Below are 18,685 nucleotides of genomic sequence, written 5' to 3' on the forward strand. Positions count from 1 at the left end.
AATTAAAAAAGAAGTAATAGGTGTCATCAAACAAAATTCAAACTATTATTGTGTTCAATGTGAAAGTACAAATCCAAAGCATTTTTATCAGTATGATTCCTCAGTACATTCCAAGAAAATTGTATATTGCAGAAATTGTATATCACTGGGTCGAATGGATAATGTAACAAGATATAAAATAACAGAGAGTTCGCAAAGTTCATCACAAGCATATTATCATCTCTCATTTGAATTGTCGGAACAGCAGTCTTATGCCTCAGAACATATTGTTCGAGCCATTAGAAAGAGACAAACGATTTTGTTATATGCCGTAACAGGTGCAGGTAAGACAGAAATGATGTTTCAAGGCATTCAATATGCAAGAATACAGGGAGATAATATAGCTATTGTGTCACCGCGTGTAGATGTTGTTGTAGAAATTAGTAAACGTATTAAAGACGCATTTCTTAATGAAGATATAGACATACTACACCAGCAATCAAGACAACAATTTGAAGGGCATTTTGTTGTATGCACAGTGCATCAACTTTACCGATTCAAACAGCACTTTGATACTATTTTTATTGATGAAGTCGATGCCTTTCCTTTATCAATGGATAAAAATCTACAACAAGCATTGAAGTCATCTTCTAAAGTTGAACATGCAACAATTTATATGACAGCAACACCACCGAAACAACTTCTGTCAGAGATTCCCCACGAAAATATAATTAAATTGCCAGCTCGCTTTCATAAAAAATCACTTCCAGTTCCTAAATATCGTTATTTCAAACTTAATAATAAGAAGATTCAGAAAATGTTATACCGAATTTTACAAGATCAAATTAATAATCAACGTTATACACTGGTGTTTTTTAACAATATAGAAACAATGATTAAAACATTTTCGGTTTATAAGCAGAAAATTACTAAATTAACATACGTCCATAGCGAGGATGTTTTTCGCTTTGAAAAAGTTGAACAATTAAGGAATGGACATTTCGATGTCATTTTTACTACGACAATATTAGAACGTGGATTTACAATGGCAAATTTGGATGTTGTTGTTATCGATGCACATCAATATACTCAAGAGGCTTTAATACAAATTGCTGGACGTGTTGGACGAAAATTAGAATGTCCTACTGGAAAAGTATTGTTTTTCCATGAAGGAGTAAGTATGAATATGATTCAAGCTAAAAAAGAGATTCAAAGGATGAACAAATTAGCATTAAAAAGAGGTTGGATTGATGAATAATTGTTTGAGTTGTGGTGCTAAGTTATATGAAAATATAACCATTTATAATTTGTTCAAGAAACCTAATAGATTATGTGACAGATGCAAAGAGAATTGGGACAATATTAAACTTGATATTAAAGCAAGGCGATGTTCAAGGTGCTTAAAACACTTAAATCAAGATGAAGCGTATTGTTTAGACTGCAAGTTTCTATCGGCACACTTTAATTTAATGGAACAATTATATTGTCAATTTCAATATGACGGTTTAATGAAAGAGATGATACATCAGTATAAATTTTTGAAAGACTATTATTTATGTGAATTATTGGCACATTTGATTGAAATACCACAAACATCTTATGACTATATTGTGCCAATTCCTTCTTCGCCGGCACATGATTTATCTAGAACATTTAACCCGGTAGAAGCAGTACTAAAAGCTAAAGGGATTCGCTTTGATAAGATTTTAAAGATGTCAAATAGACCAAAACAGTCTCATTTAACTAAGAAAGAGCGTCTGGCAGATGAAAATCCATTTATTATTGATACGGAATTAGATTTAAATGGCAAGGAAATATTACTCGTTGACGATATTTATACAACTGGATTAACAATTCATCGTGCAGGGTGTAAATTATATGCTAAAAATATCAGAAAATTCAAAGTGTTTGCGTTTGCACGATAGCGTAAAAATGTTAAAATATAATAAAGAGTTACCAATAAAGAGGTTTAAGGAGAGATTACTATGATTAGATTTGAAATTCATGGAGATAACCTCACTATCACAGATTCTATTCGCAACTATATTGAGGAAAAAATTGGTAAGTTGGAACGTTATTTTAATGACGTACCAAATGCAGTGGCGCATGTTAAAGTTAAAACTTATTCAAATTCAGCTACTAAAATTGAAGTAACAATTCCATTGAAAAATGTTACGTTAAGAGCTGAAGAGCGAAACGATGATTTATACGCAGGTATTGATTTAATTAATAATAAACTTGAAAGACAAGTTCGAAAATATAAAACACGTATTAATCGTAAGAGCCGTGATCGAGGAGATCAAGAAGTGTTTGTTGCCGAATTACAAGAAATGCAAGAAACACAAGTTGATAATGACGCTTACGATGATAACGAGATAGAAATTATTCGTTCAAAAGAATTCAGCTTAAAACCAATGGATTCAGAAGAAGCGGTATTACAAATGAATCTATTAGGTCATGACTTCTTTGTATTCACAGACAGAGAAACTGATGGAACAAGTATCGTTTACCGCCGTAAAGACGGTAAATATGGCTTGATTCAAACTAGTGAACAATAAATTAAGTTTAAAGCACTTGTGTTTTTGCACAAGTGCTTTTTTATACTCCAAAAGCAAATTATGACTATTTCATAGTTCGATAATGTAATTTGTTGAATGAAACATAGTGACTATGCTAATGTTAATGGATGTATATATTTGAATGTTAAGTTAATAATAGTATGTCAGTCTATTGTATAGTCCGAGTCGAAAATCGTAAAATATTTATAATATAATTTATTAGGAAGTATAATTGCGTATTGAGAATATATTTATTAGTGATAAACTTGTTGACAACAGAATGTGAATGAAGTATGTCATAAATATATTTATATTGATTCTACAAATGAGTAAATAAGTATAATTTTCTAACTATAAATGATAAGATATATTGTTGTAGGCCAAACAGTTTTTTAGCTAAAGGAGCGAACGAAATGGGATTTTTATCAAAAATTCTTGATGGCAATAATAAAGAAATTAAACAGTTAGGTAAACTTGCTGATAAAGTAATCGCTTTAGAAGAAAAAACGGCAATTTTAACTGATGAAGAAATTCGTAATAAAACGAAACAATTCCAAACAGAATTAGCTGACATTGATAATGTCAAAAAGCAAAATGATTATTTAGATAAAATTTTACCAGAAGCATATGCACTTGTTAGAGAAGGCTCTAAACGTGTATTCAATATGACACCATATAAAGTTCAAATTATGGGTGGTATTGCAATTCATAAAGGTGATATCGCTGAGATGAGAACAGGTGAAGGTAAAACATTAACAGCGACAATGCCAACATACTTAAATGCATTAGCTGGTAGAGGTGTTCATGTTATTACAGTCAATGAATACTTATCAAGTGTTCAAAGTGAAGAAATGGCTGAGTTATATAACTTCTTAGGTTTGACTGTCGGATTAAACTTAAACAGTAAGACGACAGAAGAAAAACGTGAAGCATACGCACAAGACATTACTTACAGTACTAATAATGAGCTAGGTTTTGATTACTTACGAGATAACATGGTGAATTATTCTGAAGATAGAGTAATGCGTCCATTACATTTTGCAATCATTGATGAGGTTGACTCAATTTTAATCGACGAGGCACGTACGCCATTAATTATTTCTGGTGAAGCTGAAAAGTCGACGTCACTTTATACACAAGCAAATGTTTTTGCGAAAATGTTAAAACAGGACGAAGATTATAAATACGATGAAAAAACGAAAGCTGTACATTTAACAGAACAAGGTGCGGATAAAGCTGAACGTATGTTCAAAGTTGAAAACTTATATGATGTACAAAATGTTGATGTTATTAGTCATATCAACACAGCTTTACGTGCGCACGTTACATTACAACGTGACGTAGACTATATGGTTGTTGATGGCGAAGTATTAATTGTCGATCAATTTACAGGACGTACAATGTCAGGCCGTCGTTTCTCGGAAGGTTTACACCAAGCTATTGAAGCGAAGGAAGGCGTTCAAATTCAAAATGAATCTAAAACTATGGCGTCTATTACATTCCAAAACTATTTCAGAATGTACAATAAACTTGCGGGTATGACAGGTACAGCTAAAACTGAAGAAGAAGAATTTAGAAATATTTATAACATGACAGTAACTCAAATTCCGACAAATAAACCTGTGCAACGTAACGATAAGTCTGATTTAATTTACATTAGCCAAAAAGGTAAATTTGATGCAGTAGTAGAAGATGTTGTTGAAAAACACAAGGCAGGGCAACCAGTGCTATTAGGTACTGTTGCAGTTGAGACTTCTGAATATATTTCAAATTTACTTAAAAAACGTGGTATCCGTCATGATGTGTTAAATGCGAAAAATCATGAACGTGAAGCTGAAATTGTTGCAGGCGCTGGACAAAAAGGTGCCGTTACTATTGCCACTAACATGGCTGGTCGTGGTACAGATATCAAATTAGGTGAAGGCGTAGAGGAATTAGGCGGTTTAGCAGTAATAGGTACAGAGCGACATGAATCTCGTCGTATTGATGACCAGTTACGTGGTCGTTCTGGACGTCAAGGTGATAAAGGGGATAGTCGCTTCTATTTATCATTACAAGATGAATTAATGATTCGTTTTGGTTCTGAACGTTTACAGAAAATGATGAGCCGACTAGGTTTAGATGACTCTACACCAATTGAATCAAAAATGGTATCAAGAGCTGTAGAATCAGCACAAAAACGTGTAGAAGGTAATAACTTCGACGCGCGTAAACGTATCTTAGAATACGATGAAGTATTACGTAAACAACGTGAAATTATCTATAACGAAAGAAATAGTATTATTGATGAAGAAGACAGCTCTCAAGTTGTAGATGCAATGCTACGTTCAACGTTACAACGTAGTATCAATTACTATATTAATACAGCAGATGACGAGCCTGAATATCAACCATTCATCGACTACATTAATGACATCTTCTTACAAGAAGGTGACATTACAGAGGATGATATCAAAGGTAAAGATGCTGAAGATATTTTCGAAGTCGTTTGGGCTAAGATTGAAGCAGCATATCAAAGTCAAAAAGATATCTTAGAAGAACAAATGAATGAGTTTGAGCGTATGATTTTACTTCGTTCTATTGATAGCCATTGGACTGATCATATCGACACAATGGATCAATTACGTCAAGGTATTCACTTACGTTCTTATGCACAGCAAAATCCATTACGTGACTATCAAAATGAAGGTCATGAATTATTTGATATCATGATGCAAAATATTGAAGAAGATACTTGTAAATTCATTTTAAAATCTGTAGTACAAGTTGAAGATAATATTGAACGTGAAAAAACAACAGAGTTTGGTGAAGCGAAGCACGTTTCAGCTGAAGATGGTAAAGAAAAAGTGAAACCGAAACCAATCGTTAAAGGCGATCAAGTTGGTCGTAACGATGATTGTCCATGTGGTAGTGGTAAAAAATTCAAAAATTGCCATGGAAAATAAATGATATAAAATAACTCCTTCCAATTAAACACCTATAGTTTGTGTTATGGGAGGAGTCTTTTTATTTTACAAGCGTTAAATACTTTAAAAAATGTGAAGAAGTTGTTAAACGTTGTTATGTACTTAGTTTTAAAAAATCGGTTTAGGCATATGTCGATGATAAATGTACTGATTTTTAACAATAAATGCATAAACTAATTGTCAGTGTGCTTATATTTCTTAACATTGTTATTTAACAAAATTATGTTAAAATTTAGCATTATAAAAGATGCAAATCAATGACTTGAATTGAAATATAAATAGGAGCGAATGCTATGGAATTATCAGAAATCAAACGAAATATAGATAAGTATAATCAAGATTTAACACAAATTAGGGGGTCTCTTTGACTTAGAGAACAAAGAAACTAATATTCAAGAATATGAAGAAATGATGGCAGAACCTAATTTTTGGGATAACCAAACGAAAGCGCAAGATATTATAGATAAAAATAATGCGTTAAAAGCAATAGTTAATGGTTATAAAACACTACAAGCAGAAGTAGATGACATGGATGCTACTTGGGATTTATTACAAGAAGAATTTGATGAAGAAATGAAAGAAGACTTAGAGCAAGAGGTCATTTATTTTAAGGCTAAAGTGGATGAATACGAATTGCAATTATTATTAGATGGGCCTCACGATGCCAATAACGCAATTCTAGAGTTACATCCTGGTGCAGGTGGCACGGAGTCTCAAGATTGGGCTAATATGCTATTTAGAATGTATCAACGTTATTGTGAGAAGAAAGGCTTTAAAGTTGAAACTGTTGATTATCTACCTGGGGATGAAGCGGGGATTAAAAGTGTAACATTGCTCATCAAAGGGCATAATGCTTATGGTTATTTAAAAGCTGAAAAAGGTGTACACCGACTAGTACGAATTTCTCCATTTGATTCATCAGGACGTCGTCATACATCATTTGCATCATGCGACGTGATTCCAGATTTTAATAATGATGAAATAGAGATTGAAATCAATCCGGATGATATTACAGTTGATACATTCAGAGCTTCTGGTGCAGGTGGTCAGCATATTAACAAAACTGAATCGGCAATACGAATTACCCACCACCCCTCAGGTATAGTTGTTAATAACCAAAATGAACGTTCTCAAATTAAAAACCGTGAAGCAGCTATGAAAATGTTAAAGTCTAAATTATATCAATTAAAATTGGAAGAGCAGGCACGTGAAATGGCTGAAATTCGTGGCGAACAAAAAGAAATCGGCTGGGGAAGCCAAATTAGATCATATGTTTTCCATCCATACTCAATGGTGAAAGATCATCGTACGAACGAAGAAACAGGTAAGGTTGATGCAGTGATGGATGGAGACATTGGACCATTTATCGAATCATATTTAAGACAGACAATGTCGCACGATTAATATATATTTTAAAACCGAGGCTCTAAAAGGGCATCGGTTTTTGGTTTTTTTAAAGGTAGCTAAATAAATTGTAAATTAGATTTTGGAATATGATTTGTTTATGAATATTTAAGTACAATTCGGTAGATAGGGTTAGAATATATTTTTTAAAAGTTGTGTTTGTTAAAACAACATATGCAGTGTGCATTTAGTAATATTACCTATGACGATTTTCAAGGTATTGAATTAATTATTGAAAACGTTCTCAATTACATGGTATGAATACATTTTACACTATGATAAAAGGTTGTATTCTTTTTAAATTGTTAACCATTTGATTACATCGTTATAACAATAGCTTTTGACAAAATGTATTGTGCTATAGTATTTGCATACTTAAAATACTAACAGCAAAGGAATGACAGCAAGATGAAAAAATCTCTTACAGTGACGGTTTCGTCAGTGTTAGCTTTTTTAGCTTTAAATAATGCAGCACATGCACAACAACATGGCACACAAGTAAAAACACCTGTTCAACATAATTATGTATCAAATGTTCAAGCACAAACGCAATCACCGACAACTTATACAGTAGTTGCTGGCGATTCATTATATAAGATTGCTTTAGAGCATCACTTAACGTTGAATCAATTATATTCATACAATCCTGGTGTAACACCTTTAATTTTTCCTGGTGACGTGATTTCACTTGTGCCTCAAAATAAAGTGAAACAAACTAAAGCGGTTAAAACACCAGTAAGAAAAGCAAGCCAAGCTAAAAAGGTAGTAAAACAACCTGTACAACAAGCGTCTAAAAAAGTAGTAGTTAAGCAAGCACCTAAGCAAGCAGTAGCTAAGACAGTTAATGTAGCATACAAACCTGCTCAAGTACAAAAATCAGTACCAACTGTACCTGTTGCACATAACTACAATAAATCAGTTGCTAACAGAGGGAACTTATATGCTTATGGAAACTGCACATATTATGCTTTCGATCGTCGTGCACAATTAGGTAGAAGTATAGGAAGTTTATGGGGCAATGCAAATAACTGGAATTACGCAGCAAAAGTTGCAGGATTTAAAGTAGATAAAACACCAGAAGTTGGCGCTATTTTCCAAACAGCTGCTGGCCCATATGGACATGTTGGTGTTGTTGAATCTGTAAACCCTAATGGAACAATTACTGTTTCTGAAATGAACTATGCTGGATTTAATGTTAAATCTTCAAGAACAATTTTAAATCCAGGAAAATATAATTACATCCACTAAGTAATATATCAAGACAAGACTATCCTCTTAGCCTGTTTAAGTAACAGGTTGAGAGGATTTTTTGGTATCATTTAATCAGAGTTATATAAAGAAGATATTTAAATGATATTTAATTGATTGATATGTAAAAAGAAAGTATAATTTATGATTAATTAATGGAGGAGGTAATTGAAATGGGTGTACATCAATATTTTAAAAGATTATCAGATATGGAAAGACTTATAAGATTACCTGGAAAATTTAAATATTTTGAACACAATGTTGCAGCACACTCCTTTAAAGTAACTAAAATTGCTCAATATCTAGCAACAGTTGAAGAATATCATGGACGAAAGATTAATTGGAAAAGCTTATATGAAAAAGCATTAAATCATGATTTCGCCGAAGTGTTTACTGGTGATATAAAAACACCTGTTAAATATGCGAGTAGTGAATTAAAAAAATTATTTTCGCAAGTTGAAGAAGAAATGGTAGAGACCTTTATTGAAGAAGAAATTCCATTACAATATAGAGATGTTTATAAGCAACGACTGCAAGAAGGTAAAGATGATTCATTAGAAGGCCAAATACTTTCAGTTGCTGATAAAATTGATTTGCTTTATGAAACATTTGGAGAAATACAAAAACGTAATCCCGAAGAATTATTTTTCGAAATTTATGAAATGAGTCTAGAAACAATTATTCAATTTGACCATTTAGCATCTGTACAAGATTTTATTAATAATATCATTCCAGAAATGTTGACTGAAAACTTTATACCTAGAACAGAATTAAGAGAAACAACCATGAACATTTTAAATAAAAGAAAAGAGGAAAATGAATGATATGGTATTTTAGCGCAGCATTCTTTCCATGTGTCTTGGTAGTATTATTTAGTGTAATAACAAGAAGTAAATGGGTCGGTACTATTCTGACATTAATTTTAATTGGTGCCTCAATCTATAAAGAGTATTTCCATAACGAGTGGATTATTTTTATTGATGTAGTGTCATTATTAGCTGGTTATTTAATTATAGATCAACTCGAATTTCATAAACATCAAGATGAAGATCGCTAAGATTAACTTTAAAATAATGTTTCAAACAAATTTGTTGAAACAAAATGATGATTAATATAATGTGTATTTACATACTAAAAATAACAAGATAAACGATTTGATTTAAGGCAAGCATAGTTAGCACAACTATGTTTGTTTTTCTTTGTTCGATATTTTTACGAACAAACGTTTGCTTTTTGTGTGACTACTTTGCTAAAATATGTAATGAGAAAGCAAAGAGTTGAGCGGAAATATAAATAATACGTTGAAAGAGGAGGCATATGTGACAATGGTTGAACATTATCCTTTTAAAATACATTCTGATTTTGAGCCTCAAGGTGACCAACCGCAAGCAATTGAAGAAATCGTGGAAGGTATTAAAGCGGGGAAAAGACATCAAACTTTATTAGGTGCTACTGGCACAGGGAAAACATTTACGATGAGTAATGTTATTAAAGAAGTTGGGAAACCAACGTTAATTATCGCGCATAACAAAACATTAGCAGGACAATTATATAGTGAGTTTAAAGAATTTTTTCCTGAAAACAGGGTGGAATACTTTGTAAGTTACTATGATTATTATCAACCAGAGGCATACGTACCGTCTACTGACACTTTTATTGAAAAAGATGCCTCAATCAATGATGAAATTGATCAACTACGACATTCTGCTACAAGTGCATTATTTGAACGCGATGATGTAATTATTATTGCTAGTGTAAGTTGTATATATGGTTTAGGTAATCCTGAAGAATATAAAGATTTAGTAGTAAGTGTTCGAGTTGGTATGGAAATGGATAGAAGTGAATTACTTAGAAAACTTGTAGATGTGCAATATACACGAAATGACATCGATTTCCAACGAGGAACGTTTCGAGTGCGTGGTGATGTAGTTGAAATATTCCCAGCCTCTAAAGAAGAACTTTGTATAAGGGTTGAGTTTTTCGGCGATGAGATTGACCGTATCCGAGAAGTTAACTACCTAACAGGTGAAGTGTTGAAAGAAAGAGAACATTTTGCGATATTCCCAGCTTCTCACTTCGTAACACGTGAAGAAAAGTTGAAAGTTGCGATTGAACGTATTGAAAAAGAATTGGAAGAACGATTGAAAGAATTACGAGATGAGAATAAATTACTAGAAGCACAAAGGTTAGAACAGCGTACCAACTATGATTTAGAAATGATGCGAGAGATGGGATTCTGTTCAGGAATTGAAAACTATTCCGTACATTTAACTTTGCGACCACTGGGTTCGACACCATATACTTTATTGGATTACTTTGGCGATGATTGGTTAGTAATGATTGATGAATCACATGTGACATTACCGCAAGTTCGAGGCATGTATAACGGAGACAGAGCGCGTAAACAAGTTTTGGTGGATCATGGGTTTAGATTACCGAGTGCATTAGATAACCGTCCACTTAAATTTGAAGAATTTGAAGAAAAGACAAAACAACTTGTGTATGTATCTGCAACGCCTGGACCATACGAAATTGAACATACGGATAAGATGGTTGAACAAATTATTCGTCCTACTGGTTTACTGGATCCTAAGATTGAGGTTAGACCTACTGAAAATCAAATTGACGATTTATTAAGTGAAATTCAAATAAGGGTTGAGCGTAATGAACGCGTACTTGTTACAACGCTCACTAAAAAGATGAGTGAAGATTTAACCACATACATGAAAGAAGCGGGTATTAAAGTTAATTATCTGCATTCAGAAATCAAGACATTAGAACGAATCGAAATAATTAGAGACTTACGAATGGGTACATATGATGTTATCGTAGGTATTAATTTATTAAGAGAGGGTATTGATATACCAGAAGTTTCTCTAGTTGTCATATTAGATGCAGATAAAGAAGGATTTTTACGTTCTAACCGCTCATTAATTCAAACAATAGGTAGAGCTGCGCGTAACGATAAAGGTGAAGTCATTATGTATGCCGATAAAATGACTGATTCGATGAAGTATGCAATTGATGAGACACAACGTCGTCGAGAAATACAGATGAAACATAATGAAAAACATGGTATTACACCTAAAACAATTAATAAAAAAATACATGATTTAATTAGTGCTACTGTTGAAAATGACGAAAATAATGACAAAGCACAAACTGTGATACCTAAGAAGATGACGAAAAAAGAACGTCAAAAGACAATCGACAATATAGAAAAAGAAATGAAACAAGCAGCGAAAGATTTAGATTTCGAGAAAGCTACAGAATTAAGAGATATGTTATTTGAATTAAAAGCAGAAGGGTGACAAGTAAATGAAAGAACCATCCATAGTAGTAAAAGGTGCTCGTGCGCATAACTTGAAAGATATTGATATTGAACTACCTAAAAATAAATTAATTGTTATGACAGGTTTATCTGGGTCAGGTAAATCGTCATTAGCATTCGATACTATATATGCTGAAGGACAACGACGTTATGTTGAATCATTAAGTGCCTATGCGCGTCAATTTTTAGGCCAAATGGACAAACCAGATGTTGATACAATTGAAGGATTATCGCCAGCAATTTCAATAGATCAAAAAACAACAAGTAAAAATCCAAGATCAACTGTAGCAACAGTAACAGAAATATATGATTATATACGTTTGTTATATGCACGTGTTGGTAAACCTTACTGTCCAAATCACAATATAGAAATTGAATCGCAAACAGTACAACAAATGGTTGACCGCATTATGGAATTAGAGGCACGTACAAAGATTCAATTATTAGCACCTGTCATCGCTCATCGTAAAGGTAGTCATGAAAAGCTAATCGAAGATATTGGTAAAAAAGGTTATGTACGTTTAAGAATCGATGGCGAAATTGTTGATGTAAATGATGTACCTACTTTAGATAAGAACAAGAATCATACAATAGAAGTTGTTGTAGACCGATTAGTTGTTAAAGATGGAATTGAAACACGACTAGCTGACTCTATAGAAACTGCCTTAGAGCTTTCAGAAGGACAATTAACAGTCGATGTCATTGACGGGGAAGACCTTAAGTTTTCAGAAAGCCATGCTTGTCCTATATGTGGATTTTCAATCGGAGAGTTAGAACCAAGAATGTTTAGCTTTAACAGTCCTTTTGGTGCTTGTCCGACATGTGATGGCTTAGGCCAAAAGTTAACAGTCGATGTAGACTTGGTTGTTCCCGACAAAGATAAGACGCTAAACGAAGGTGCAATAGAACCTTGGATACCGACGAGTTCTGATTTTTATCCAACATTGTTAAAACGTGTTTGTGAAGTTTATAAAATCAATATGGATAAACCTTTTAAAAAGTTAACAGAACGTCAACGTGATATTTTATTGTATGGTTCTGGTGACAAAGAAATTGAATTTACATTTACACAACGTCAAGGTGGTACTAGAAAACGAACAATGGTTTTCGAGGGTGTAGTTCCTAATATAAGTAGACGATTCCATGAATCTCCTTCAGAATATACACGTGAAATGATGAGTAAATATATGACTGAACTACCTTGCGAAACTTGTCATGGAAAGCGATTGAGTCGTGAAGTGTTATCTGTTTATGTAGGTGGTTTAAATATTGGTGAAGTAGTCGAATATTCAATCAGTCAAGCGCTGAACTATTATAAAAACATTGATTTGTCAGAACAAGATCAAGCGATTGCAAATCAAATATTGAAAGAAATTATTTCCCGACTCACTTTTTTAAATAATGTGGGACTTGAATATTTAACGTTAAACAGAGCTTCAGGTACACTTTCAGGTGGTGAAGCACAACGTATTCGATTAGCAACGCAAATTGGGTCGCGTTTGACTGGTGTCTTATATGTATTAGATGAGCCATCAATTGGACTGCATCAAAGAGATAATGATCGATTAATTAATACACTTAAAGAAATGAGAGATTTAGGAAATACTTTAATTGTAGTTGAACACGATGATGATACAATGCGTGCGGCTGATTACTTAGTGGATATAGGTCCTGGTGCTGGTGAACATGGAGGACAGATTGTGTCTAGTGGTACTCCTCAAAAGGTAATGAAAGATAAAAAATCATTAACAGGACAATACTTGAGTGGTAAGAAACGTATTGAAGTACCTGAATATCGCAGACCGGCTTCAGATCGTAAAATTTCTATACGTGGAGCTAGAAGCAACAATCTTAAAGGGGTTGATGTGGACATACCACTATCAATCATGACGGTTGTTACAGGTGTATCAGGTTCTGGTAAAAGCTCATTAGTAAATGAAGTATTATACAAATCATTAGCTCAAAAAATTAATAAATCTAAAGTAAAGCCAGGATTGTACGATAAGATTGAAGGTATTGATCAACTTGATAAAATTATTGATATTGATCAATCACCGATAGGTAGAACGCCACGCTCTAATCCAGCAACATATACTGGTGTGTTTGATGATATACGTGATGTGTTTGCGCAAACAAATGAAGCTAAAATTCGAGGATATCAAAAAGGGCGTTTTAGTTTTAATGTAAAAGGTGGACGCTGTGAAGCTTGTAAAGGTGACGGTATTATTAAAATTGAAATGCATTTTTTACCTGATGTTTATGTTCCTTGTGAAGTGTGTGATGGTAAACGATATAATCGTGAGACACTAGAGGTTACTTACAAAGGTAAAAATATTGCTGACATTTTAGAAATGACTGTTGAAGAAGCAACACAATTTTTTGAAAATATTCCTAAGATTAAGCGCAAGTTACAAACACTAGTTGATGTTGGTCTTGGATACGTCACATTAGGTCAACAAGCTACAACGTTATCAGGTGGTGAGGCTCAACGTGTGAAACTTGCATCTGAACTTCATAAACGTTCAACTGGTAAATCTATTTATATCCTAGATGAACCGACAACAGGGTTACATGTTGACGATATTAGTAGATTATTAAAAGTATTAAACCGATTAGTTGAAAATGGTGATACTGTTGTAATTATTGAACATAACCTAGATGTTATCAAAACAGCAGACTATATTATAGACTTAGGTCCTGAAGGTGGTAGTGGCGGTGGTACTATTGTTGCGACTGGCACACCCGAAGATATTGCTCAGACAAAGTCATCATATACAGGAAAGTATTTAAAAGAAGTACTTGAACGAGATAAACAAAATACTGAAGATAAATAAGATTAAAAGAAGTGAAGGATGTTATAAATTTATCCTTTGCTTCTTTTTATTAATTTAGTAATGAATAGTAGAAAGAAAAGATGCGTAAAAAGAATTATGTTAAGATAGGGTCAATCTAGAGTTGCTAAACATAAAGACTTGACTAATCGTAGGAATGGGAGTGGGACAGAAATGATAAAGAATCACTAACGATTTATTATGTAGTGGTTCTTTGTCATTAGCCACAGCTATTATGTACTTAAAAATAGGAATGGGAGTGCAATTCATGCATAAGAAATACTAATTTCTAAAGAAAAAGTATTTCTTTATGTTGGGGCCCACCCCAACTTGCATTGTTTGTAGAATTTCTTTTCGAAATTCTCTGTGTTGGGGCCCCGCCACCTAATTCCAATATATCATTGTAGAGCTTAGGTCATTGATTTATGGCTCGGACTTTTATGGCGATATGAACCATGTAAATTAAGCAAGCAATAAATTAATGATTGATATTGACTTGTAAAATAATAACAATAATGAACAATTAATATTTATTTTAGCTTTTCAATGTAGATTGGTGTTATATTTTTGATATGATAAGAAGAGATGTAAGAGTAGGGATAAATACAATTGAGGTGAACCCATGTTAACGACAGAAAAACTAGTTGAAACATTAAAGTTAGATTTAATCGCTGGTGAAGAAGGACTATCGAAGCCAATTAAAAATGCTGATATATCAAGACCGGGCTTAGAGATGGCAGGTTATTTTTCACATTATGCGTCAGATAGAATACAACTATTAGGAACAACGGAACTATCGTTTTACAATTTATTACCAGATAAGGATCGCGCAGGTCGTATGCGTAAACTATGCAGACCAGAAACGCCTGCAATTATTGTGACGCGTGGATTGCAGCCACCAGAAGAATTAGTTGAAGCTGCAAAAGAATTAAATACCCCACTTATAGTTGCTAAAGATGCGACTACAAGTTTAATGAGTCGCTTAACAACGTTTTTAGAGCATGCACTTGCAAAGACGACATCTTTACATGGTGTTTTAGTAGATGTTTACGGTGTTGGTGTACTAATTACCGGTGATTCAGGAATAGGTAAAAGTGAGACTGCGTTGGAATTAGTTAAACGTGGGCATAGATTAGTAGCAGATGATAATGTAGAAATACGTCAAATTAATAAAGATGAACTAATAGGGAAACCACCAAAGTTAATAGAACATCTATTAGAAATACGTGGACTAGGTATTATCAATGTTATGACTTTATTTGGCGCGGGTTCAATATTAACTGAAAAACGAATTAGATTAAATATTAATTTGGAAAACTGGAACAAGCAAAAGTTATATGACCGCGTAGGTCTTAATGAAGAGACGCTAAGTATTTTAGATACTGAAATCACTAAAAAAACAATACCTGTAAGACCTGGTAGAAATGTTGCGGTAATTATTGAGGTCGCTGCAATGAACTATCGATTAAATATCATGGGCATTAACACTGCCGAAGAATTTAGTGAAAGATTAAATGAAGAAATTATCAAGAACAGTCATAAGAGTGAGGAGTAGGTTGAATGGGTATTGTATTTAACTATATAGATCCTGTGGCATTTAACTTAGGACCACTGAGTGTACGATGGTATGGAATTATCATTGCTGTCGGAATATTACTTGGTTACTTTGTTGCACAACGTGCACTAGTTAAAGCAGGATTACATAAAGATACTTTAGTAGATATTATTTTTTATAGTGCACTATTTGGATTTATCGCGGCACGAATCTATTTTGTGATTTTCCAATGGCCATATTACGTGGAAAATCCAAGTGAAATTATTAAAATATGGCATGGTGGAATAGCAATACATGGTGGTTTAATAGGTGGCTTTATTGCTGGTGTTATTGTATGTAAAGTGAAAAATTTAAACCCATTTCAAATTGGTGATATCGTTGCGCCAAGTATAATTTTAGCGCAAGGAATTGGACGCTGGGGTAACTTTATGAATCACGAGGCACATGGTGGACCTGTGTCACGCGCTTTTTTAGAAAAATTACATTTGCCAAATTTTATAATAGAAAATATGTATATTAACGGCCAATATTATCATCCAACATTCTTATATGAATCCATTTGGGATGTCGCTGGATTTATTATCTTAGTTAATATTCGTAAACATTTAAAATTAGGAGAAACATTCTTTTTATATTTAACTTGGTATTCAATTGGTCGATTCTTTATAGAAGGATTACGTACAGATAGCTTAATGCTCACAAGTAATATTAGAGTTGCACAATTAGTATCAATTCTTTTAATTTTAATAAGTATAAGTTTAATTGTATATAGAAGGATTAAGTATAATCCACCGTTGTATAGCAAAGTTGGGGCGCTTCCATGGCCAACAAAAAAAGTGAAGTAGTGATATTTTGAGAAAATTTTTATCAAAAACACATCATCATACAAACCCTTTATGGCGTGTATACCGTCTTGTTAAATTTTCGAAAGTTTTTAAGAATGTAATTATCATTGAATTTTCGAAATTTATTCCAAGTATGGTACTGAAAAGACATATATATAAACAACTTTTAAATATTAATATCGGTAATCAATCGTCGATAGCTTATAAAGTAATGTTAGATATTTTTTACCCAGAACTGATTACGATTGGTAGTAACAGTGTTATTGGTTACAATGTAACAATTTTGACGCATGAAGCATTAGTTGATGAATTTCGTTATGGACCAGTGACGATAGGATCTAACACTTTGATTGGTGCAAATGCTACCATTTTACCCGGTATAACGATTGGTGACAATGTAAAAGTTGCAGCTGGTACGGTTGTTTCAAAAGATATACCGGATAATGGATTTGCATATGGCAACCCTATGTATATAAAAATGATTAGGAGGTGACAATTTTATGGCGCAAAAGAATAATAATGTAATTCCAATGACTTTTGATGATGCATTTTATCGTAAAATGGCTAAACAGAAGTTTAAACAAAGAGAATATAAACGAGCTGCTGAATACTTTGAAAAAGTGTTAGAATTGTCACCTGATGATCTGGAAATTCAAATTGATTATGCACAATGTCTAGTGCAACTTGGTATTGCTAAAAAAGCAGAACATTTATTTTATGACAATATTATTTATAATAGGCATCTAGAAGATAGCTTTTATGAATTGAGTCAGCTCAACATTGAAGTTAACGAACCAAACAAGGCATTCTTGTTTGGTATTAATTATGTTATTGTTAGCGACGACCAAGATTATAGAGATGAATTAGATCAAATGTTTGATGTGAAATATCAAAGCGAAGAACAAATTGAACTTGAAGCTCAATTGTTTGTAGTTCAAATACTATTCCAATATCTTTTTTCTCAAGGTCGATTAAAAGATGCAAAGAATTATGTCTTACATCAACCACAAGAAGTTCAAGATCATCGTGTCGTACGTAATTTATTGGCAATGTGTTATTTATATCTCGGTGAATATGATACGGCTAAAGCATTGTACGAAGCACTATTACAAGAGGATAGTACAGATATATATGCATTATGCCATTATACTTTGCTACTTTATAACACTAAGGAAAATGAACAATATCAAAAATATTTAAAAATATTAAACAAAGTTGTACCTATGAATGACGATGAAAGTTTTAAATTAGGTATTGTATTAAGTTATTTAAAGCAGTATCGTGCATCACAACAATTGTTGTACCCTTTATATAAAAAAGGGAAATTTTTATCAATTCAAATGTACAATGCTTTAGCATATAATTATTATTATTTAGGTGAAGAAGACGAAAGTCATTACTACTGGGATAAATTGAAGCAAATTTCTAAAGTGGAAATTGGACATGCGCCTTGGGTAATTGAAAATAGCAAAGAAGTTTTTGACCAACATATTTTGCCATTACTTCAAAGTGATGACAGTCATTATCGTTTATATGGTATTTTTTTATTGGATCAATTAAATGGTAAAGAAATTGTGATGACGGAAAGTATTTGGCAGGTTCTGGAAAATCTAAATAATTATGAGAAATTGTATTTAACGTATTTAGTTCAAGGTTTAACGCTCAATAAATTAGACTTCATTCATCGCGGCTTGTTAACGCTTTACCAAAATGAATTATTTGTAAGTGAAAATGATTTAATGGTTGCATGGATTAATCAAGGTGAACTCATAATTGCTGAAAAAGTAGATTTAACTGATGTTGAGCCATATATCGGTGCGTTTATTTATTTGTATTTTAAAAATCAACCTCGAAACGTTACAAAGAAGCAAATTACAACATGGTTAGGCATAACACAATATAAACTGAACAAAATGATTGAATTTCTCTTGAGCATATAGATTTATGAAAAGTTAGATTTATTATATA

At 32.9% G+C, this 18,685-nt stretch carries 16 protein-coding genes; all 16 read left to right on the forward strand.

Annotated features, from left to right (window positions below; translation table 11 throughout):
• Window positions 1-154: 154 nt before the first annotated feature.
• The 16 genes from JQN76_RS07770 to JQN76_RS07845 all read left to right on the forward strand — a co-directional run bounded on the left by JQN76_RS07770 (window position 155) and on the right by JQN76_RS07845 (window position 18,657).
• A complete protein-coding gene (locus JQN76_RS07770) occupies window positions 155-1,237 on the forward strand; it encodes an ATP-dependent helicase ComFA (protein ID WP_001548033.1) in 1,083 nt (360 codons plus the stop codon).
• Window positions 1,230-1,904, forward strand: coding sequence for a ComF family protein (locus JQN76_RS07775; protein ID WP_001057965.1), 675 nt, complete (start codon window positions 1,230-1,232; stop codon window positions 1,902-1,904). The genes JQN76_RS07770 and JQN76_RS07775 overlap by 8 nt, the downstream gene beginning before the upstream one ends.
• 60 nt (window positions 1,905-1,964) lie before the next feature.
• A complete protein-coding gene (gene hpf, locus JQN76_RS07780) occupies window positions 1,965-2,537 on the forward strand; it encodes a ribosome hibernation-promoting factor, HPF/YfiA family (RefSeq protein WP_205397763.1) in 573 nt (190 codons plus the stop codon).
• 413 nt (window positions 2,538-2,950) lie between these two features.
• Window positions 2,951-5,482, forward strand: a complete 2,532-nt coding sequence (secA, locus tag JQN76_RS07785; RefSeq protein WP_000506535.1) for a preprotein translocase subunit SecA — start codon at window positions 2,951-2,953, stop codon at window positions 5,480-5,482.
• A gap of 41 nt (window positions 5,483-5,523) precedes the next feature.
• Window positions 5,524-5,628 (forward strand): hypothetical protein, encoded by a 105-nt coding sequence (locus JQN76_RS07790; protein WP_001790092.1) that lies wholly within the window; start codon window positions 5,524-5,526, stop codon window positions 5,626-5,628.
• A gap of 168 nt (window positions 5,629-5,796) precedes the next feature.
• Window positions 5,797-6,907, forward strand: a protein-coding gene (prfB, locus tag JQN76_RS07795; RefSeq protein ID WP_014667688.1) for a peptide chain release factor 2 whose coding sequence is annotated in 2 segments (ribosomal slippage) — window positions 5,797-5,868 and window positions 5,870-6,907 — 1,110 coding nt in all. Because the reading frame shifts where the segments join, the coding sequence is not laid out codon by codon here.
• Window positions 6,908-7,060: 153 nt separating this feature from the next.
• The gene (locus tag JQN76_RS07800; protein ID WP_072384807.1) at window positions 7,061-7,168 is read left to right on the forward strand and encodes a hypothetical protein; all 108 of its coding nucleotides are present in this window, start codon (window positions 7,061-7,063) and stop codon (window positions 7,166-7,168) included.
• Window positions 7,169-7,315: 147 nt separating this feature from the next.
• On the forward strand, window positions 7,316-8,155 hold the full coding sequence (locus JQN76_RS07805; protein ID WP_000749383.1) for a CHAP domain-containing protein: 840 nt from the start codon (window positions 7,316-7,318) through the stop codon (window positions 8,153-8,155).
• Between the two features lie 173 nt (window positions 8,156-8,328).
• Complete coding sequence (locus tag JQN76_RS07810) at window positions 8,329-8,979, forward strand: YfbR-like 5'-deoxynucleotidase (RefSeq protein ID WP_000538141.1); 651 nt, start codon at window positions 8,329-8,331, stop codon at window positions 8,977-8,979.
• Window positions 8,976-9,212 carry a CsbA family protein gene (locus JQN76_RS07815; protein WP_000638419.1) on the forward strand — a complete coding sequence of 79 codons (237 nt, stop codon included), beginning with the start codon at window positions 8,976-8,978 and terminating at the stop codon, window positions 9,210-9,212. The genes JQN76_RS07810 and JQN76_RS07815 overlap by 4 nt, the downstream gene beginning before the upstream one ends.
• Before the next feature lie 268 nt (window positions 9,213-9,480).
• Window positions 9,481-11,466: an excinuclease ABC subunit UvrB gene (gene uvrB, locus JQN76_RS07820; RefSeq protein WP_000229236.1), complete on the forward strand. Its 1,986-nt coding sequence runs from the start codon at window positions 9,481-9,483 to the stop codon at window positions 11,464-11,466.
• A gap of 7 nt (window positions 11,467-11,473) precedes the next feature.
• Complete coding sequence (uvrA, locus tag JQN76_RS07825; protein WP_001836960.1) at window positions 11,474-14,320, forward strand: excinuclease ABC subunit UvrA; 2,847 nt, start codon at window positions 11,474-11,476, stop codon at window positions 14,318-14,320.
• Between the two features lie 619 nt (window positions 14,321-14,939).
• On the forward strand, window positions 14,940-15,872 hold the full coding sequence (gene hprK, locus JQN76_RS07830) for an HPr(Ser) kinase/phosphatase (protein ID WP_000958224.1): 933 nt from the start codon (window positions 14,940-14,942) through the stop codon (window positions 15,870-15,872).
• Between the two features lie 5 nt (window positions 15,873-15,877).
• Window positions 15,878-16,717, forward strand: a complete 840-nt coding sequence (gene lgt, locus JQN76_RS07835) for a prolipoprotein diacylglyceryl transferase (RefSeq protein WP_000513312.1) — start codon at window positions 15,878-15,880, stop codon at window positions 16,715-16,717.
• Between the two features lie 7 nt (window positions 16,718-16,724).
• Window positions 16,725-17,210, forward strand: a complete 486-nt coding sequence (locus JQN76_RS07840) for an acyltransferase (RefSeq protein ID WP_001224793.1) — start codon at window positions 16,725-16,727, stop codon at window positions 17,208-17,210.
• A 7-nt stretch (window positions 17,211-17,217) separates the two neighbouring features.
• Window positions 17,218-18,657, forward strand: coding sequence for a tetratricopeptide repeat protein (locus JQN76_RS07845; protein WP_000057543.1), 1,440 nt, complete (start codon window positions 17,218-17,220; stop codon window positions 18,655-18,657).
• The last annotated feature ends 28 nt before the right edge of the window (window positions 18,658-18,685 follow it).

The organism is Staphylococcus sp. SM3655 (genome assembly GCF_016917315.1).
GTDB classification, from domain to species: Bacteria; Bacillota; Bacilli; order Staphylococcales; family Staphylococcaceae; genus Staphylococcus; species Staphylococcus aureus.